The 20793-nt window shown below is 40.6% G+C and carries 16 protein-coding genes; 9 read left to right on the top strand and 7 right to left on the bottom strand.

What is annotated here, in order from left to right; all coding sequences use genetic code 11:
• The first annotated feature begins 16 nt into the window (after positions 1 to 16).
• Both ASG93_RS06535 and ASG93_RS06530 read left to right on the top strand, forming a co-directional pair.
• Entirely contained in the window at positions 17 to 1624 is a 1608-nt protein-coding gene (locus tag ASG93_RS06535) for an extracellular solute-binding protein (protein WP_056830070.1), read from the top strand.
• A 70-nt stretch (positions 1625 to 1694) separates the two neighbouring features.
• On the top strand, positions 1695 to 4889 hold the full coding sequence (locus ASG93_RS06530; protein WP_056830068.1) for a hypothetical protein: 3195 nt from the start codon (positions 1695 to 1697) through the stop codon (positions 4887 to 4889).
• Between the two features lie 202 nt (positions 4890 to 5091).
• On the opposite strand, the gene ASG93_RS06525 is transcribed toward ASG93_RS06530, so the two are convergent.
• The gene (locus ASG93_RS06525; RefSeq protein WP_056830066.1) at positions 5092 to 5928 is read right to left on the bottom strand and encodes an alpha/beta fold hydrolase; all 837 of its coding nucleotides are present in this window, start codon (positions 5926 to 5928) and stop codon (positions 5092 to 5094) included.
• A 103-nt stretch (positions 5929 to 6031) separates the two neighbouring features.
• On the bottom strand, positions 6032 to 6670 hold the full coding sequence (locus tag ASG93_RS06520; RefSeq protein WP_056830064.1) for a hydrolase: 639 nt from the start codon (positions 6668 to 6670) through the stop codon (positions 6032 to 6034).
• A gap of 268 nt (positions 6671 to 6938) precedes the next feature.
• Here ASG93_RS06520 and ASG93_RS33890 point away from each other — a divergent pair, with 268 nt between their 5' ends.
• Positions 6939 to 7112 (top strand): XapX domain-containing protein, encoded by a 174-nt coding sequence (locus tag ASG93_RS33890; RefSeq protein WP_082614743.1) that lies wholly within the window; start codon positions 6939 to 6941, stop codon positions 7110 to 7112.
• Between the two features lie 297 nt (positions 7113 to 7409).
• Here the strand turns inward: ASG93_RS33890 and ASG93_RS06515 are convergent, their stop codons facing one another.
• Positions 7410 to 8615 carry an MFS transporter gene (locus tag ASG93_RS06515; RefSeq protein WP_056830062.1) on the bottom strand — a complete coding sequence of 402 codons (1206 nt, stop codon included), beginning with the start codon at positions 8613 to 8615 and terminating at the stop codon, positions 7410 to 7412.
• Positions 8616 to 8650: 35 nt separating this feature from the next.
• Positions 8651 to 9043 (bottom strand): hypothetical protein, encoded by a 393-nt coding sequence (locus ASG93_RS06510; protein ID WP_056830060.1) that lies wholly within the window; start codon positions 9041 to 9043, stop codon positions 8651 to 8653.
• A 267-nt stretch (positions 9044 to 9310) separates the two neighbouring features.
• On the opposite strand from ASG93_RS06510, the gene ASG93_RS06505 reads away from it, so the two are divergent.
• From ASG93_RS06505 to ASG93_RS06485, 5 genes are all read left to right on the top strand, one after another.
• Complete coding sequence (locus ASG93_RS06505) at positions 9311 to 10255, top strand: ring-cleaving dioxygenase (RefSeq protein ID WP_056830058.1); 945 nt, start codon at positions 9311 to 9313, stop codon at positions 10253 to 10255.
• The gene (locus ASG93_RS35855; protein WP_056830056.1) at positions 10255 to 10482 is read left to right on the top strand and encodes a (4Fe-4S)-binding protein; all 228 of its coding nucleotides are present in this window, start codon (positions 10255 to 10257) and stop codon (positions 10480 to 10482) included. Before ASG93_RS06505 ends, ASG93_RS35855 begins: the two co-directional genes overlap by 1 nt.
• Before the next feature lie 4 nt (positions 10483 to 10486).
• Positions 10487 to 10762 carry a GNAT family N-acetyltransferase gene (locus tag ASG93_RS35850; protein ID WP_082614742.1) on the top strand — a complete coding sequence of 92 codons (276 nt, stop codon included), beginning with the start codon at positions 10487 to 10489 and terminating at the stop codon, positions 10760 to 10762.
• 70 nt (positions 10763 to 10832) lie between these two features.
• Positions 10833 to 11831: a type I glyceraldehyde-3-phosphate dehydrogenase gene (locus tag ASG93_RS06490; protein ID WP_056830054.1), complete on the top strand. Its 999-nt coding sequence runs from the start codon at positions 10833 to 10835 to the stop codon at positions 11829 to 11831.
• 25 nt (positions 11832 to 11856) lie between these two features.
• A complete protein-coding gene (locus ASG93_RS06485) occupies positions 11857 to 12960 on the top strand; it encodes a low temperature requirement protein A (RefSeq protein ID WP_056830052.1) in 1104 nt (367 codons plus the stop codon).
• Positions 12961 to 13131: 171 nt separating this feature from the next.
• Here the strand turns inward: ASG93_RS06485 and ASG93_RS06480 are convergent, their stop codons facing one another.
• The 3 genes from ASG93_RS06480 to ASG93_RS06470 form a co-directional block, all read right to left on the bottom strand.
• A complete protein-coding gene (locus ASG93_RS06480) occupies positions 13132 to 15486 on the bottom strand; it encodes a helix-turn-helix domain-containing protein (protein WP_056830051.1) in 2355 nt (784 codons plus the stop codon).
• Between the two features lie 1216 nt (positions 15487 to 16702).
• Positions 16703 to 17596 carry a carbohydrate ABC transporter permease gene (locus ASG93_RS06475; RefSeq protein WP_056830349.1) on the bottom strand — a complete coding sequence of 298 codons (894 nt, stop codon included), beginning with the start codon at positions 17594 to 17596 and terminating at the stop codon, positions 16703 to 16705.
• Positions 17597 to 17628: 32 nt separating this feature from the next.
• Positions 17629 to 18618, bottom strand: a complete 990-nt coding sequence (locus ASG93_RS06470; protein WP_082614741.1) for an ABC transporter permease — start codon at positions 18616 to 18618, stop codon at positions 17629 to 17631.
• A gap of 413 nt (positions 18619 to 19031) precedes the next feature.
• On the opposite strand from ASG93_RS06470, the gene ASG93_RS06465 reads away from it, so the two are divergent.
• Positions 19032 to 20615: an ABC transporter substrate-binding protein gene (locus ASG93_RS06465; RefSeq protein WP_056830049.1), complete on the top strand. Its 1584-nt coding sequence runs from the start codon at positions 19032 to 19034 to the stop codon at positions 20613 to 20615.
• Positions 20616 to 20793 lie beyond the last annotated feature (178 nt).

Raw genomic sequence — 20793 nt, 5'->3', positions numbered from 1 at the left:
AAAGGAGAGATTTATCATGAAAAGATTTTTGATCTTATTTGTAGCTGCCATTATGTTATTTGTTTCAGGGTGCAGTAGCAATCCAAGCGAACCTGCCAAAACCACAGAACCATCAGCAACCTCTAAAGATTCTACTAAAGATCAGACATCAGACCCAAATGCCATCGCACCAGAAAAAATTAGCGCAAAACCAATTGAAGTTTCTTGGTATTTAATCGGCACATACACTGGCGACGAAGAAATTTTTAAGACCATTCAAAAGTACACAAATATTAAAATCAAACCCATTAGCGTAGCCCGTGCAGACTATACAGAAAAATTGAATACCATGTTAGCATCTGGATCACTACCGGATTTGATGACGTTAACAAGCGGACAAAAATATGCGGACCTTTATGGACCACAAGGAGCATTCTTAGATTTAACGTCTTATATGAATGCAGGAAAGCTTAATGCTTACAAAGCACTGTTGGAAAAATATCCGCCTGCTATGGATCTAACTCGTTCGCCAAACGGCAAATATTATGCGGCCCCAAGAATTTATGATGTGCCATATCGTGTCGACGAAGTTTTGTTGGGCAGAACTGATATTTTCGCAAAAAACAACCTATCGACGAAGTTCGAAACTTTCGACGATCTATACAAGACCTTAGTTCAACTGAAGAAACTTTACCCAGATTCGTACCCATTTTTTGTAAGATGGGGCGCGTCTCACTTAATTGCTAACCAAGCTTACTTTAGAGGAACTAATACCTCTTTCTTTCTTGACCCAGCTCAACAAAAATATATATACGGTCCAGAAAGTCAAGCCTACAAGGATACGTTGGTTTACTTGAATAAATTGTATTCCGAAGGCTTATTAAATCCAAACTTCGCTACGATTACAGATGCTGAATGGGATGAACTCTTAGCTACAAACAAAGGTCTTGTGACCATTGACTACCCACAAGCTGGCGACGAGATTATTAATAAAATGGGAAGCAAAATTCAACCGGGCTTTGAATTTACGGCTATGCTTCAACCTGCTTACAACAAAAATAGAGTTGGTACGACTGTTTTAAGTGGCTATTACGGAAGTTATAAAGTGATTTCAAACCAATCTAAATACAAAGATGAATTGGTTAATTTTTTGAACTGGACGTACAGCCCACAAGGTATCAATGCCTTGCAATTTGGTTTCGAAGGCGAATCTTATCAAAAGACTTCCGATGGTGTTGTGAAATTTTTAAAGGATTTTCAAACTGCTGCTACACCAAATGGTACCATCAAGAATGCGGGGCTAAACGACCAAAACATTTTCAGTGTTGCAAGTCAAACCGGTCTTAATACTTTTGAATTAAATGGTGCTGCCATGAAAAAATCGGTATCATTTTTGCAAGAAAACCATGCCTTTGGCAAGGCAACCTTTGATGCAAAATTTAGCAATGCTAATGAGAAAAAAGAATATACCGACCTCAAAACTGCTATTGATACCTATGTAGAGGAAGCTTCGGTAAATGTAATTATCGGTAAGCAAAGCATTGATACCTGGGATTCAAAAGTTATCCCACAGGTTAAAAAACTTGGCTCTGACCGAGCTCTGGAGCTAATCAATAAAGCCTACAGCGAGACTTTTAAGAAATAATGGATATAACTTGAGTTAAACAAGGGAGCGTGATGTTTTCACGCTCCTTAAATTGAATAGGGAGGAAAGTATGTTTAGCAAACTGGCCATTCAAGACTATCCGGAATCACCCAATATTAAACCTGGAGATTCCTTGCATTGTGATTTTATACTTGATGATTTGGATTTTATCGCCAAGAATGATTTCAAAATCATGTTAAAAGGTGAATATGCTATGCACCCCTCTTGGATGACAGAGGGAGGGTACCCCTATTTATATCGAATGGTTGATGACTGTCTGAGTCCAAATGAGACCCATCATAGTCAGTTTTGTTTGCATTTAAAAGGAAAAGGTGAAACCTATCGAAAGCGTGCCTACTATAAAATCGTAAAACCTGAACACGCTGGAAATCAATTTACCTTCTCTATCTATGCAAAGGCAGAGCATTTAAACAAGAGTAACACAGCTGATTTGGAAATTGTTTTTGAAAAGCGGTTGATAAAGGAAGGGGTAGACAGGACTTCCATCAGTTTAGACCCCGATGAAGTGATTATCATTCCTATCGAAGAAGGAACTTACCCTTGGCAAAAGATTGAAAGAGATTTTGTTTTAGAGGATAATGTGGCCTCCATTTTGGTTTATATCCAAGTAAAAGGATGCCTTGGGGATCTTTACCTAGAAGACCCATGCTTTAAAGGCAATTTCTACTGTGAGCCCAACTATAATTATTTGCCTCCATTTACCATGTCTGATCCCTATCATGAAGAAATGAACTGGTTTGGGGAGAATCTATCCCAAAAAGAATGGGCAAACCTAAAAATTAGAATCAACAATGAGATTTGCTTTGACGGCGAATTTTTTCAACGGTGTTTACGGTTTACCGAAAAAGAATTTAAAATTGATAAGGATTTATTGAAAATAGGTGAAAACACCATCAGCATTACCAATCAAGCAGATTATTTTATGCCCCACCCTTACAGTGTTAAATCTTTATATTTGCTATATCAAGAGGCAAAAAACTTAACCATCGTTGGTTGCGATGATTGCATCCCGCTGCATACACAAATACCGATTTTGGTTTACCTAAAAAACCGATCTACCGTTACCGTTAGCGCCGATGAAAACCTGATTTTTGAAAAGAAACATTCTTGTGAAAAGGGTTTTAACGTAATCAATTTTATGGCTGCAGCCCACCAAACTAATTTCAAGATTAAATTAACTTGTGGATTGGAAGAAGAAACCATTTCCATCACACGAACATTAGAAAAAAAAGACGACAATGTATTAATAGGAACCTCAGACGCCGTTTATGTTAGTCAAAATATAGAAGAGTTTGATGAGTATTTTTGTTGGTACATCAACAACCGTTTGGGAAATTTTATAACCTTACGACCCGTTTATCGATGGTCAGGAACTAGGGAATTAAACAAAGATTTTTGGGCGTACCTTGTCAAAATCTTTACGGAGTACCGCTATCATTATTGCCACATAATTGATGGGCGTGAGCTTCCAGGTATGAATGCAAACCCAACGAAAGAAATGCTGAAAGGACCCTATTTTATTGGAAATCAAGGACACGAAAGAGACGGTGCTTTCTATTATTGGAATACAGGACGGGGCGCAAAATTTGCTTTTTTTAACGAGCTCTTTGAGCGGTTTGTAGATAAAATTGAAGATGGAAAATATGTAACACCTCCTGTTTATGCACAAAATAGAGTTTTTGCAGGTTATAATCCTGTGAAGCCAACGGACATGGAGGAGGGGGCCAAACAATTGGTTGAAAACATTCGTTATACGTTAAACGGCGTGAAAAGGCATTCGGGTCCAAGCACGCTATTCAAGTATTTCTACGAGGGCGGCTTAGAAAGTGCAGGCAGTGAATTGATGTATGGCCCTCACGAAATCATAATCGCTGCCCAGAGGGGAGCGGCAATTGCATACAACAAAAAAGATTTGTTGGCGCATTTGGCCGTTCAATGGTCAACACTGCCTCATGACACAAAAGAACGTTTTAGAAGGTATCAACTTTCTTTATTTGTTTGCTATACACATAACATCAATCACATCAACACAGAAGAAGGACTTTGGCATATCGAAAGTGAGTTGGCATTTTTTGATCGATTTTCCCCGGCTTGCCTTGGGCATCTACAAGTGCAAAAAAACTTTGCCCATTTTGCAAACACCCATACAAGACCCGCGAAAATGGTTGTCCCATTTGGTTTTTTACATGGCAATAATGATGCTTGGGTATGTTTTACAAGACCCAATGCATGGGGATCGATTGGTGATGAATGGAAGTTTAACCACGCGGAGGAAAGCTGGGATTTGCTAAAAGTCTTCTTTCCGGACTCTGTTTTGGGTGCTATTTATCGATACCCATGCGAAAACAAACCACAAGGATTTTATTCCAGAACCCCCTATGGCACGGTTGATATTTTACCCATAGAGGCTCAGCCAGAAGTTTTTCAAACATATAAAGTGCTTGCATTCTTAGGTTTTAATACCGCTACAGATCAACAGTTTCATAAGCTCCTTGAATTTTGCAACAATGGTGGCACGGCCATTCTGACTTGGGCTCATCTATTCACCACAAAAGATCGAGAAGAAGCTTTGAATGGAACAAGCGGCTTCATCGAGAAGGGCTTAATGGAAAAGGTATTGGGGATAAAAGATTATGCTTTTCCTGAAAATGTTGAGAATCCTAAAAAAATCATGGAACTTACATTGCAAGATACAGCAACGGTAGTCAAATTACACCAAGGCAAACCATTAATCATTCAAAACGCTGTAGGCAAAGGGAAAGTTATCTTTATCAATTCACTGCACTATCCTGCCAACCTAGCCATTCGAGAAGAATACGAATTTGTTTTAAAACAAACCGCAGAGGAAGCTTGCAAAGATGAGTACGAGAAAGGGTATATTATTGGTGATGATACCGTTAACTTTACCGTGTTTGACCGTGAAGATGGGCTAAGAGTAATCTACTTACTAAACATCGATTGGTGGAGTGACAAAGAAATGGCCAAGGCTGCATTGAAATGGAACAACAAAACATTTGAAATCAATGTTGAGCGTGAAAAGATCAATATCATAACGTTATCCGAATCAGTTGGTATCCTATCACGGGATTTTGATACAGAGGTGATTTCCATCCAAGAATCCATGGGTGAAGCTGCCATTCGCCTGCAAGGGTATGGAACTACATCCTTAGAGGTGCTGACAAAAGACAAACAAGAAAAAACAATTCAGATTGATGGCTTTTATGAAATGAAACTAAAAACGTGAACGTCATGTAACCCCCACCACAGGGAGGCCACTGAAAAAGTCTGACTCATGAAAATGCATTTATCCACGTGTAAAAGTGAGATAAACCCTTAGTGTTCTGGGTTTTGCGGGGCATTTGGAGAACGTGCTCCGGAACACCAAAAAAGACGCCGGGCATCACAAGAGTCTACACTCTTGTGATGCCCGGCGTCTGTTCATTCATTTAGCTTTTAAGGAAGTTAATCAAAGCGGCATTGAATTGTTCAGGGTGAGTCGCGTTCAAACCATGCGGCCCACCTTCAATGACGACGAGTTGACTGCCTAGAACAGCTTCATTGGAGAGTTGACCGCTTATCTCAAGCGGCACAATCGCATCGGAATCGCCATGGATAACAAGCAATGGAATATCAAATTTCGCCAAATCGCCGCGGAAATCCGTCCGGCCGAAGGCATCAACGCAATCCAGTGTCCCCTTTGGCGAAGCGTAAGTAGCAATATCAAGGTTGTAAACACGAAAGGACTCGCTGACAAGGTCGGTTCTATCCCCTGCTTTAAAGAAATTGTGAGTGAAGCCGTCAAGGAAGGCGATGCGGTCTTTTTTCAGACCGTCTTGGAAGCCCTGAATGGTGCCTTCATCCAGACCACCTTCCGGATGCTCAGCGGATTTGTAGAAGAACGGCGGAACTGCAGCAGCCAACACGGCTTTGTTGACACGGCTTGTTCCGTATGTGCCAACGTAACGGGCAACCTCTCCGCCACCCATCGAAAATCCGACCAGTGTCACGTCCTTAAGATCCAGATATTCGATCAGCTTATGGAGATCCGTCGCAAACGTATCATAGTCGTAACCGGTCCACGGTTGGGAGGATTGTCCGAATCCGCGGCGGTCATACGTAATCACACGGTAACCTGCATCGATGAGCGCTGGAACCTGACTCTCCCACGAGCGCCCGCTCAGCGGCCAGCCATGGATCAAAACGACAGGTTTGCCTGCGCCAAGATCCTCAAAATATAATTCAATGGGTTGCCCGTTTTCTGTTCCGACTGTTAATTTAGCCATGTTGCATATTTCCTTTCGAATTGGTTTTGTAGACTCACATTAGGCATATTCCGCAAGCTAAGACAGTCAAAATTAATTGACTGCCTTATTTGGGATGAATAGATTACCCTCCATGACCGCCAAACATCGTTTGAGCATAAACAATACCCGCACCGTAGGCGCCACTGTGTTGCAAAGCAATCTCCAGAACGGCATCATACGTTTCTTGACGTGCCCAATCGCGCTGATACTCAAGAAGAACAGCCAGCCAAGTCACAGGAATGGCTCCTGCTTGAATCATGCGTTGAACGGACATGTTATGCGCTTCCGTCGTTGTCCCGCCTGAAGCATCCGTTACGATGTATACTTCATATCCATCTTTGATGGCTGAAACTACCGGGAAAGCAAGACAAACTTCTGTCCACAGAGCTGCCATAATCAGCTTCTTGCGACCTGTTTTCTTCACAGCTTCCACGAAGTTTTCGTCTTCCCAGGAGTTCATTGTTGTTCGGTCAATTGGTTTTTGATCAGGGAATACAGCTTGAATATGCGGATGAATAGGACCAGAAAACGATTCTGCAGCAACCGTTGTAAGAATAATAGGTGCATTGAAAACTTTAGCTGCTTTAGCAAGTCCAACCGTATTGTTAATGATCGTTTGGCGATCGGCGCTTTGTACGCCAAAAAGCATTTGAGGCTGATGGTCTACTAGAATAATAGCGGAGTTGTCAGCTGTAAGTAAATCAGTCTTGCCGTTAAACATACCAAAATCCCTACTTTCTATAGATGATTACAACAGATCCACAAATTTGAAAACCTGCTGCATGTAATAAGTCTATTGAAATGCTAACAGACGAACAATCTTCATTTTTCTATATTACCCATAGACAAAAACTATATACTTTAAAAATATTATTGCAATAATGTATAAGTGATTCCTATGGCTGTTATAGAGAAAGCCTTATTGATCGAAAGAATCCTGACATTATAGACTGATATAGAAGGCGAATGATTGAAGGAGGAAAATAAGTATGTGGGGTTCAATATTTCTCGCTTTAGCTGCTGGTATTGCCATTGGCGTTGTTTTTCAATCGCTTAAGATCCCTTCTCCGGCGCCGCCTTTTTTGGGATTGCTGGGTCTCTTTGGTATGTTTTTAGGACAACGGTTGATACCTTGGATACAACTTTGGTTAAGCCGCAAATAACACCCAATAAATTTCAAAGGAGAACAAAATCATGTCTGAGAAAACGACGATTGTTGAAGCAAGCCTAGTCATTAAGCTGGAAGACCTGAAGAGAGCGGCCTTAAAAAGCTGCTTTTCTTGCAGGTCTTTTCCTTAAAATGTGAGAGAGAGTCAAAAATGTAACTGGCCTGTGCAAGATGAAGCGGCGCTTGTTGCCCAAGAGTCAATAGCAAAAAAAGAGCAGTTCCCCAGCTATCATTTGCTGTGAGGAACTGCTCTTTTTGACGGATCGTATACATCCCGCCATACGAACCCAAATCAATTCTCTGAGTTCGCGTTGATCTCGTTTTGGGATGATGCCGAATAACTGCGTGGTTCTTCTAAACGAATAAAAAAGGGGACAATCAAGCTCAAACACAACAATCCAGCTAATACTTCAAAAGAGAGTAAATAGCCTCCGTGATTTATCAGATAAATTGATAGAATCGGCCCAAGTGATGCACCTATGAACACCATAAACATGTGGAACGAAACCGCGATCGCCCGGATCTCCCCCGCAATGTGACCAATTAGTGAGATCAATGCGGGAAGAGCCATAGCAATTCCCGTAATAAACACAACGCTCATCGATACTAACAAGCCCAAGCCGATTCCAGCAAAGATCAATCCACACCATAAAACGTTTTTGACTCCAAATTTCGCAACCAATCTTCCATCAAACGGTGCTACTAGCATTCCGATAATACCAACCGCACGGACCCATAGAATATCTTGATGACTTAATCCAAAGAGCGAACTGCTTAAATAACTTCCAAGAGTAGTAAAAAATCCGACAAGCGCAACAAAAAGTGTAGCAGAAATGATGTAGCAAAGAGGCAAGCCCTTCCGTTTAAAAATATCGCCTATTCGCAAAAAGGGAGAAAAGAAGCTGCCATCCGGTTTTGATTTGTCGTTTGGAATAAAAAAGGTAATTAAGATAAAGGATATTAAATAAACTGCAAAAAGAAGATAGAAAACATAAGAGAAACTAAAGTTCAAAACAATAAAGCTGCTATATATTTGTCCAACGATAGTGGCCATTAAAAACGCGGTACTGATGAACCCAATTATGGTTACTCTTTTTTTAATCGGAAACATTTCCATTGCGTAGGCCAAGACAGACGGAGGGAACATGGACGCTGCTAAACCTTGGATGGCCCTGAGGGCAACAAGCCAAGAAAAGCTGCTGACACTCCCAATTAGGGGAGTTATTACAGTGAGCAATAGCAACCCTGACAACATCATTTTTTTTCGTCCAAAACGATCAGATAAAACTCCAAAGAACAGACCTCCACCTGCAAAAGCAAACGAAAAGGCACTGCCGGCCCAAGCAGCTTGAGAAGAAGATACCTTGAAGGCGTCTGCAATAATTGTAATTAATGGAATCGTTAAATACACACACGATACTACAACTAATGAACACCAGAAAAGGATACCAGTCATGAGTGAGTAGTTTGACGATTTGGACAATGGTTCGTTAATCAAAATACTTCCCCCTTTTTTTTAGATTTTTCATGGGATTATTTATGTTCTGCTAGGTCATTTGTTTTCACGTTAGTAAAAACATTGATCGCAAAAATCAAGATACCTATTCCAGCTACTGATTCTCCAATACGTTTTAACGTTGTAATCCAATCCGGAGCGTAGCCATTGGCCATTAAGGTGAGGGTAATAAGCATGATGGGTAGGCCGATGCCTTGCAACCAGAAGTGCCACTTAGCTAGAGGAGATTCTGCTGCTTTGGGAAAACGAAGATACGTAAATCCGCAAAGAGCCAATGTTGCCCACCCGAAAAGATTTGCATGAGCGTGTACGCTTGTTAATGCAAAGTTAAGTGTTGTACCCATGTAAATACCGATGCTAATACCAACCAAAATATAAACGACTGCCATTTTTAAAAAACGTACTCCCATAGAATTTCCCCCTTATTAATGTTAGAAAGAACAATTCATCCGGCCGGGAATTATCCTATTACTTATCATTCATCTTATAAGCTGTGATAGGCAACTATCAATATGAATCTGTCTATATATCGTATAGATATTGCTTATATGAGTTCAGCCCCTGAAGATATAGTTTAAGGCTATACATGATATAGAAATAATAGAATTGTTCATAAACAATAATTCCAATATGATAGGACATAAGCAGTTAAAGATCATGCGAGGAGTGTATGCAAAGTGGAAAAACAAACAGAAGGAATTCACCATATAACGGCTTTTGTAAATAATGCGCAAAAAAATGTGGACTTTTATGCAGGGGTCCTGGGTCTAAGACTTGTAAAAAAAACAATCAATTTTGACGCTCCGGAAGTTTACCATTTGTATTTCGGTAATGAAGCAGGTAATCCAGGCACCATAATCACGTTCTTTCCATATGAATTGGGTCGTAAAGGCCGTATTGGTGGAGGACAAGTCGGTATAACAACATATGTCGTTCCTTTAGGTGCACTCGATTTTTGGAAAGAGCGCCTAGAAAGCCTTAAGGTTCCTTATTCTATAAAGACGAGGTTTGAGGAGAATTACTTAACATTTTCAGATCATGATGGTTTACAGCTAGAGATTGTAGAGCGCGAGGAAGGAGATTTGAGTCAGTGGTCGTTCGGTGGTGTTTCAACAAATAAAGCTATCAAAGGTTTTGGTGGGGCTGTCTTGTATAGTACCGCTCCCGAAAAAACGATGAATGTCCTAGAGCAGGTCTTAGGTCTTCAAAAGGTTGAACAAGAAGGAGACTTTATTCGCTATAAATCCAAGGGGAGTATTGGTAATATTATTGATGTTAACATTGCGGCGATGGAGTGGGGCATAAGTGGAGCCGGTACAGTTCATCATATTGCATGGCGCGCAAAGGATGATGAAGATCATGCTTCATGGAGAACTCATGTAGAGCAACATGGCCTTCAAATCACAGACATTATCGATCGACAATATTTCAATGCGATTTACTTTCGTGAAGAAGGCGGCATACTGTTTGAAATCGCCACGGATCCACCAGGTTTTGCAGTGGATGAGCAATCCGATGTATTAGGTGAAAAACTGATGCTTCCGGAATGGTTTGAGGCTAACCGTGCAGAAATCGAAAAAGGTTTATCACCAATCCAAATACGTGTGATGGAGTCAGAGTAATGAAAAGTGAAGAATTCAAAATCTATAAAGGGAAAGATATTGATGTTATTTTTCACTCTGGAAGATGCGCCCATTCGGCAAATTGTGTGAGAGGGTTACCAGGAGTGTTCAACGTTAATAAGAAACCATGGATTCATGCAGATGAAGAAACGGCTGACAAAATTGCAGATCTTATTGATAAATGCCCAAGCGGTGCTTTGCAATATATAAGAAAAGATATGGAGTAACAATATGATTGAAATTAATAAAGCTGCGAACAGTTTTTATGTAGGAGAACAGGATAAAAGAGATGCAGAATTACATTATGTTCCATCCGGCAATGAAATCATCATCGTAGATCACACGTTTGTTTCCGATCATTTACGAGGTCAAGGAGTAGGACAAGAATTAGTTAGGCGAGTAGTCGAATTTGCCCGGAAGGAAAGGTTAAAGATTATGCCGCTATGTCCTTTCGCCAAAAGTCAATTTGACCAACATAAAGAGTATGATGACGTGTTATTGAAATAAGATATTGAATTTGGCATATAGAGCATGGATGACTGAGAAAAGTATAATTCATTTTCAATGGAGGTAAAAGATGGGCAGAATAGCGATATATGGATTTGGGCGCATTGGAAGGCAATTATTAAGAGTCGCTTTGCAGGATCAACTTTTCGTTCCGGTTTCAATTTCAGATATTAAGGATGAAGCGACGCTTGCCGCTCTTTTCGAAGTGGATACCAACTATAAACGCTGGTCCGAAGATGTCTCAGGACGGGATGGCCTTATGGTAATCGGCGGACGGGAAATTCAGTTTATCAATTCGTCCAAAGAAGTTCCGGATTGGAAGGCCTTGGATGTGGAACTGGTCATCGACTGTACTGGCCGAGCTGTTACCCGTGCTATTGCACAAGTCCATTTGGATCGCGGTGCAAATAGAGTACTGGTTAGTGGACCCAGCAAGAGCCTTGAAGATTGCGATGCTGTTTTGCTTAAAGGGATAAATCTGGATAGTTTCGATCCGGAAAAGCACAAGATCATTAGTATGGCGAGCTGTACGACCAATGCATTGGCTCCAGTTGTCAAAATCGTAAAAGAAAACTTCGGGATCAAGTATGGTCTATTCTCGACCGTCCATTCCTATACAAACACGCAATCGCTAACGGATCAGCCTATGAAGGATCGAAGGGATTCATGGGCCGCTGCGGAAAATATCATTCCTTCTTCATCTGGGGCTGCAAGAGCCCTTAAATTCATATGGAACGATCTACAGATTACAGGTAAGGCATACCGAATTCCAACTCGTACGGGAAGTATTGCTGAATTAAACCTTGTTACGGAAAAGCCGTGTACGGTACAACAGGTAAACGATATTTTTCGCCTTGCCGCAACAGACGGTCAGTTGAAGGGAGTCTTGAATGTTTTAGAAGGCGAATGGGCCTCTTCTCGTATCGTCGGCGATTCCCATTCCTCCATTATTGACCTTCCATTGACACAAGTACAGGGAGAACTCCTATCCGTTGCAACATGGTACGATAACGAATGGGGTTATGCTTCACGGTTAGCTGAAGTTGCGGCTTATCTAGTAAATAAGTGAAATTGCTAAAGGGAGTTTTGAAGTTATGGTTGAGAAAAAGGTAACCTGGTTGGAGCTTTTTTACGATCTGCTTTTTGTAGCAGCCGTATCAAAAGCGAACCACGTCTTACTGTATGCTGATCATGGGACCATTTCCATTGAATACTTAACCAAATTTGTTTTAATTTTTATTCCAATCTGGTGGGCGTGGGTGGGACAAACTCTCTTTAATAATCGTTTTGGCCAAGATATCGTAACTCATAGGATCTTCATGTTCCTACAACTATTCTTTGTTTTAATTATGACTGCAAGCCTATCCGTTAATTTTGATCACTTCTATATTCACTTCTTTGTTGGCTATATTGGTTCGAGAGCACTGACAGCTATTCAATATCTTACGGTACACAAAGCAACAGGCACAAATCAACAAAAGACTGCTCTATACTTGGGGACTCGCTTTTGGATTGGAATATTGATATCTACTTGCTCACTATTCTTTGATTCATGGATCCGTTACGCGATTCTGTATGCGGGAATTGCTGTAGATATTTTGCTGCCGCTAATCGGGCGGCGGTACCTGGTGAAAACCCCCATACACACCCTTCATTTATTGGAACGCTTCGCATTGTTTACACTTATTCTTCTTGGTGAATCCGTGATCAGTATACTTGCTGTTTTGCAGTCAAGTGATTGGACCTTGCCATCCATTTTGTTTGCCTCATTTACATGTATATTAGTTATTGCCATGTGGTGGCAATATTTCGATAATATTGAAAGGAAAGTGAGCAAAGACATACAAACTGCCGGCCAAACGATTATTTATGGCCATCTTTTCATTTATTTATCCATGAGTACGATAGCTGCCTCGATCCAATTGTTATTTAAGGAACAACTTAATTATCCATTCATGTTGGGTTTTATTTTTGGATCCGTACTGCTTTATTTTGTTTCTACATCATTGGTTTTTCACCGATATAGACACAAACACCTACGCCTGAAACACTATCATTTGGGGATATTATTAGGAATAATTGGATGTTTTATGGCGTTGGACTTGGTTTTTCATGTACCTAATTATGCAATCATCGGAGAGATGATGGTGTTTTTTATCGTGTACGCAAAATTAACGACTTGCCGCGGGAATCTATAGTTTACCCCACAAAATGACGTATGCCTTCGTTCCGATTACTTTGCGGGGACCCCGAAACTAATGAAGTCCAGATTGCGGTATAGCAGACTTTAAAAAAGGTATTCCTCCTCTTGTTTCGAGGAGAGTATACCTTTTTGTTGTTTAGGATATTGTCTTCTGGAGTAGGCCAGCTCACGGTTTGTTTTTATCAATCTTATATTGAGACAACGATACGCCGAAACGTTTTTTGAAAATGGTATAAAAATAGTTTGTCTCTTCCAAACCGCATTGATCTAAAATTTGCTTGGTTGAAAGATTGCTGTTGTCCAGCAGTTGTTTGACATGATTCATTCGCACGTCGGTAATATACTCTGAAACGGACTTACCTGTCGCATCTTTGAATAATTTTCCTAAATAAACGTTTGACATTTGAAACTCGTCGGAGATAATACGTAGATTTAAGTTATTATCACGGTATTGTTCCTCGATCACCTTTATGATTCTTGAAATAATCGAATTGTGTTTATTATGTTTATTTTGTTCCATGACGCGAATGATTTCGGAAAATAGGGATGAAAAGGTTTCATGAATTTCTTCAATGGTTTCAAACTGCTCAATATTTCTGAAAACAATCTGAAATAGTTCTGATTTTCGAAATTCATGACTTTCCAAAATGATGTTAAAGGTTGTTCTCAACATGAAGCTGAGCTGCATAATGGATGAAAGCAAGTTTTCATAAGTCGTTCCGGAAAGTTGGCTAATAAAGTCGGAATACGCTTCCTTGGCCTTATCCAAATGGCCCAATTTCAAGGAGTCAAGCAGCAATTTGGCCTTACTCTCAGGAAAGGAAATTAGTGTATCCTTGATCGAACTTCGAAAAGTTGGAATCAGGAAGCTGCCGTGACCTGCGATGATCCGATACGAAGATAGTGCCAATGTATCGGAATAAGACTCATTGAGTTGCAAGTAGGAATAGACAGGGATGCTTAGAGTTGTGGAAAACGAGAGTTTCAGGTACTGGTTTACAGCTTTTTGTGCTAATTCGATAAGCCCCTTTAAGGCACATTCTGTAGATTCAACATTCTCTGAGGGGCTGATTTCCAACAGCAACAGAAGCTGATCGTTTTCCAGAAAAATGGTCTCTAGTTTATATTCCTCTGACACGATTTCATTAACGATGTTAGCAATGCCGAACTTTAAGAGCCAACGGTCTTTTTCATTATATAGGTCGAGGAAATCGCGATAGTTGTCCAGGCGAAGTAGTAACAACCTGAGTGGGCCATTTAGATTCAAATGTATGCCAAGCTCTTTTTGAGAAACCTGCAACGCTTCTTGATCAACGTACCGGATACCAAACAGTATATCTTGCAGCCACTTGTTTTTTAAGGGAGCCAGATGTTCTCTTTGTTTGTTTTCCCATTCATTATTTTTCGTAATCATTTCTTTGAAAACGTTTTGCAGAAAAAAGATGTCATTTGTCGGATGATCCTTATGATGAGCGCTTGTGAGATGTTCTTTAACAGTCTCTACAAGTCTGCCGACAGGAATATAAAGCGATCTTGACATGATGAACGAGAAAAATAAACCGAGACCTAGGATCGTTAGGCATATCCAAAGCGTAGAGGTTTTGATTGAATCAACTGCGCCAATAAATGTTGTGTATGAAGTCAAACTAATAAATTTCCATTTTGGTTTATCGGATGAAACAAAGGTAACTTGATAATCTTGACCGTTCAGGTTCGTCTTAAAGCTCCCCGATTCTTGATCAGCTGCAAGTAAAGTCTGGATATACGATTCTTGTTTCGCGCTATGCAGAAACATGCTTTCTGATGTATGGTTTACAATCGTTCCTTTGGAATCAATCACGATAATTTCGTTGCCGGAGCTTGACATTTTGGCATTCAATGAAGCAATCAAATCCCGAAGTACACTTGCTTTGATATTAATGACCGTCGCATTGCGAGAGGATGGATTCGTTTCCAGACTGTCGAGCACGATATAGGTGTACACATTAGCTAATTCCGAAACTGTTGCGGATTGGGGTTTTGGAATTTTTCTGGCAATAGGCATTTCGGCAAGTGAGTCTTTGTTCACCGTTTGCAACAATGATATAATGTCTTGATCGTAGAAATCTTCTTTTGTATAAAAATTGCCCGTCTCTGTGGAAACGATACGGTTCAAAGCGAGATTGATCGTATATACGGAGTGCACATAATCGTGCGGAACTGAAAGGCTATTAAGGTTGCGGAAAGCTGCTCCGAGCTTAACCATATCGTTATCCGGATCATGCAGTAGAACGGATGTATAAGGACTCATGATAACGGTACTTGTAAATTTGCTAACCAAAGTATCCATGTACTTCATGCTGAAGCTGGTTTGAGACAGGATAGAAGTATTCATTCGGTTGATATTATCCAAAGAAGCCGTGAAGAAATTTCGATAGAGAAGCGACGATAGTCCTATAATCAATAAAGTAACCGTTACTGTAAGAGTTAACAACATTTTTGCAAATAAGGTCTTGCGAGGAGATTTGAGAGGGAATGCCATGGTGAAGTTAACCTCCTTAAAGATAATAGTTTATTGTACTTCTCACTTCTCCAAGACCTTGGTTTTATCCTTCACAGAGTTTTTAAGATATATAAATAACTATACAATTTGTAGAAAAATGCATTTTTTGATGGACTGAATAATGTAAATTACAGGCGGCGAAGAAAGAAGAGTTACCGTGATAATGGAACAATGGTAAGAAAGGAAAAGCCGAGGGTTGGATGAACCGTCGGCTAGAAATGTTTATTCACTCGTAGGGTGACTTTGTTCGTAGAAAGTATTAGTTTCGAGGTAGAGCTAGAGGTACACCCTTTCTATTTTTTTGGAAACGTAGCTGCTGGCTTTATTTCGGTGTATCGATTGTAGTTATCTGTTCTACCCGGCACTACACTATGCTCGCGGAACGTACATGCCTTATATTGCTCAAAAACTCGTATTTCACGTTTTGGCGGAACGAGGATCCTCTATTTCCCGCATTTTGAAGTAAAAACTGGTAAAACGTCAAAATAGCGCACTCACGTTCCGCTTACCGGCCCTGTAACGGCATAATCACAGAAATAGAGGCTCCTAGTTCCTCGTCAACCTAGATTAGCAGCTTATATCCACTATACTCGCGAACATAGATACCTTATTTTGCAGTAATTCCCCCTTTTTAGAGGAGGTAGAGCTACTTTTGGTTAGAATTGCTGTATTTTTTGTAGAATCCACCTCATATCCCTTCGATGTTGCATAATGTACAACAATTTAGCCCCAAACAGGAGATTTTGCGACAAATGGGTTCGAATTGTTGTACAAACTACAACTTTTACTAGCAAAATAGCCTTTTGGCATGTGAATTGTTGCAGAATCTACAACATTGGTGATCACGATAGCTCATCGAAATCGAAGTTGCCAAGTTAACTGTGGTTAAAGCTTACTTTGGGCACTTTGAACTCATTTTATCGAAGTAGCAATCGTTATCAATGGACATTAAAAAAGATGACCCCCGGCGAATAATAATGGAGCCATCTTGTAGAACAGAGGAGGGGGGGGTGGAAAGGCGCTTTGCGGTGGACCCCGCATCCATCCCTCCCCGTGCACAAAAGTATGGGTTTACACGCAAAAGGACCGTCAGGGTGATCGGTTTACCCAGGGGGGTTTCCAATGTCCATTATAAAAGGGTGCACTTTCAATCGTCCCTGACGGTTTTTTTTTATTTAGATAACGATACTTCCTTCTATGATTTTACCGCTCCAAGAGTCAGTCCTTTAACAAAATATTTTTGCAAAAGGGGGTACGCTAATATGATCGGTCCAATAGATAGTACACAGGTAGCCATTCTTGCACTTTCTCCCGGAAGCATACCAATCGATTGTTCAATGGATCTAGAAGCGTTTTGGTTGCTTAGCAGCATTTGAATGTTCGTCATTAAGGACTGAAGCAAATATTGAAGATTATAAAGTTTATTGTTCTCTATAAACAACGAGCAGGTGAACCAGTCGTTCCAATAAGCGACAGAAATAAACAACCCGATAGTCGCAAGAACAGGCGTAGACAGAGGGAGTACAATCCGGAAATAAGTCATGAATTCCCCCGAGCCGTCAATCCTCGCCGATTCAATGATTGCGTCAGGCAGCGTTTTGAAAAAGTTGCGCATGATCATCACATGTACCGGAGATACAAGCATCACGACGATTAGAACAAAAAATGTATCCTTCAAGTGGAGATATCTGGTTATCAGAATGTAGTATGGAGCCAATCCACCGTTGAACAGAATTGTAAAGAACACAAGGAACGCTATCTGATTCCTGTATTTGACTTCATTCCTGGAAATAGCATAGGACATCAGCGAGGTCACAAATAAATGAAGACATGTGCCAACGACTGTGACGAGGATTGTAACCTTGTAAGCATTCAAAATGGTTGAAGTGCCGGAGAATACATACTGGTAACCTATAAGACTGAATAGTTTCGGTATCAGGTGAAATCCGTCGGTCACGAGTGATTTTTCTTCTGAAAAGGAAGTGGACAGCACCAGTAAAATAGGTATAAGGCACATAGCACTATATACGGCAAACATTAAATTGATCAGAATCTTCGGTACTACATTCCATCCTGTGAAGGATATCATTTTCACTTTTACACGCTCCTCAAATTAGTACGCTAGAATAGCGAGCTATCCGAATCATATTTTTTGACCAGAAAGTTAGTAAATAGCACCAACACAAATCCAACAACTGCTTGATACAGTCCAACTGCAGCTGACATACCGATATCGTTTACAGTGCGCAATGATCTGAAAACGTAAGTATCGATAACATCGGTCGTCGAAAACAAAATTCCCGATTCCCGGGGCAGATTGTAAAATGCGCCCCAATCGCCAAGCCCGCCATTGAAAATCTTCCCAAGCGAGAGGAGTAAAAGGATTATTACAACGGGTAATAATAATGGAATCGTAATGTACCTTGCCTTCTGCCACTTGTTCGCCCCGTCGATTTCAGCGGCTTCATAATAATCCGACGATATTCCCAGTAAAGCCGCAACATAAACAACCGAAGTATAGCCTACTGACTTTAAAATAAATGCCAACGGCATTATAAAACGCCAGTATAGCGGTTCACCATACCATTGTATCTCTTCTAATCCTAGTGTTCTTCGAATCCCGTTCATTACCCCCTGATCAGGGCTAAGCAAGGCGTACACAATATACTCCCCTACTACCCAAGATAGGAAAAACGGAAGCAACATCACGCTTTTATAAAGCGCTGTCCGTAACCGGCTTCCGGTTTCCTGCAACAAAATGGCGAAAACAACGGATATCATGGTTACCATCAGCATGATAATCAAGTTGTAAAAAATTGTATTAAACGTAACCCTCCATACCGCATCGGACTTGAAAAAAAACTCGAAATTTTTAAACCCGATCCATTTGCTGCCCCATACTCCCTTTACCGGATTATAGTCCTTGAAAGCGATCACCGCCCCGAACATTGGCAAGTAGCTAAATATGATGAAATAAAGCAATCCTGGCAGCGCCATGACGTAAAACGGCCAACGTCTGAAAATTTCCTTTAAAAAACCTTGCCGATGCACGGTGCCGACCTTTTTGAAACCATTCTTTACCGCAGTTGCGGCTGGCACATTATTATTCATTTACCCACTCCTCCTTACTAAAAACTTGTATATTTGGACACAATTCCACAATAGCCGATCAAAGAAAATCATAAAACAGAAAAAAGCATATTTTCCTTTAATAATTCGCTATTAGACTCTATAAAAATTAATGTTTTCTTTAATTTCTATTTTGATTTAAGGTAGAACGAATAAAATTACATTTTAATGAAATGTATATTTTTTTGAGGATTACAATTGTAAATTATCAAAGGAAACTATATTTTTTTCTGTATTAAAGATCATCGTAATCTATTATTGTGAAATTGCAGTCAATAGTTCTGTGCGTTTCTATATAGGGGGAGATGAGGCGCCTAACGTTAACTTCTCGAATTGTTTTGTATGGATTGTGTTAGAAAGTCAAATTCGCGGACCAGAAAAAAAGGAGGACAAACATGCTTAAACAGAAAAAGAAAATTGCATCAACAATAGCTTTATCCCTTATAGTGCCCCTTGCGCTCGCCGGATGCGGAACAGATACGGGTAAAAAACCGGAAGTGTCACCGAGCCAGACAGCCCAGGTTAAAGGACAACAGAATGAACAGCCGGTGGAGTTGACATTTTATATTGCTAATTCACCTGTTAAAGACATGGATCGAATTATGGAAGCGGCAAATAAGATCATTAAAGAAAAAATTAACGCAACTTTAAAGCTTGTTATTACCGACTGGAGCACGTATCCGCAAAAAGTTAATCTGATGATTACCTCGGGTGAACCGTTTGACCTCGCCTTTACAGGAAGTTTTGGAGAATTGAACTATTTCCAGAATGCTTCTAAAGGAGCTTTCAAGGATATCACCGCTCTTCTGGATAAGTATGCGCCAACGACCAAGTCGAGAGTGCCCGAGAATATTTGGCAAGGCGTTAAAGTGAATGGTAAAATATATGGCTCCATTAATTACCAGGTATGGGGGATGGCCGGAGCCAGAGGGGTGCAGCTTCGAAAAGATTTGGTCGATAAGTACCAGTTCGATTGGAAATCGGCAAAGAAATGGGAGGATCTGACGCCATTTCTGGAATCTGTGAAAAAAGGCGAACCTGAAATGATCCCTTGGGAATACAGCAATCAGCAAGACAATTTTGCGGATATGTCCGTCGTTTATGGCATGGATTCTGTGGGAGATAATAAAATTCCCGGCTGGGTTCGGTATAACGATAAAGATATCAAGGTAATTAATCAATACGAAACTCAGGAGTATAAGGATTATCTTAAATTGTTCAGAAGCTGGTATCAAAAAGGCTACATTAAGAAAGATGCCGCGACAATGAAGGATTATGTACCGGACAGAAAAGCCAAACGAGTTGCCGCGTTATATGCCAACCCGTATCCTGACCAAGTTGACATGCCAGAGCTTGGCTCCTCTACTTTCATGTCTATGGCGCCGCCGGATGACAAGGTTTACAGTTACAACAAGAGGTTTACTGAGCCGTTTATCTCTGCCAATACGCCTTCAACTGCATTAGTTGCTGTAGGCGCCAACTCGAAGCATCCAGAAAAGGCGGTTCAACTAATCGAATTGCTGAATACGAATGACGAGCTATTCCATCTCCTGGCTTTCGGTCAAGATGGGAAAGATTACAAAAAGATTGGCGAAAAGAAAATTGACATGATTAAGGACCAATACAATTTTAACTGGTCTGAATGGGAAATCGGACAGTCTTACGGCAGGATGCTGTGGGATCAGAACACCGATGTCGAATCGCGTGAAAAGTCTCTCGGCATCATTTATAAAGCTGATAAGACAGCAATGGTATCGCCTGTGATGGGATTTGTATTTAACACGGAGCCGGTTAAAACCCAAATGGCCAACGTTGACGCGACTTTGAAAGAACTTCTATATGCGCTCGATTCGGGCACGGCAGATCCTGACAAATATTATGATGATTTCATAAAAAAATTGAAGAATGCCGGAGCCGACGATATTATCGCCGAGAAGCAGAAACAGATCAACGAATGGAAAAAGCTGAATGGCAAGTAAGCATAAAGCAAAGAATGACAAGCGCTAGCTTTTAGCGGGATTTATTAAGGGAGGGAAAGCAGGTTCAGAGCAGTTATGTGAATGATCCTCGCTTTCCCTTCTGCTTTGCGTAATGGTGAAGTTTCCGATTCTGGAACCAATTGAAAGCGTATCCATCCAAAAACTCGGCATCGGTGTT

This window comes from Paenibacillus sp. Soil787 (genome assembly GCF_001429545.1).
In the GTDB taxonomy this organism is placed as follows: Bacteria; Bacillota; Bacilli; order Paenibacillales; family NBRC-103111; genus Paenibacillus_E.
The sequence above is the reverse complement of the archived record's forward strand: the minus strand, read 5'-3'. Positions and strand labels throughout refer to the sequence as shown.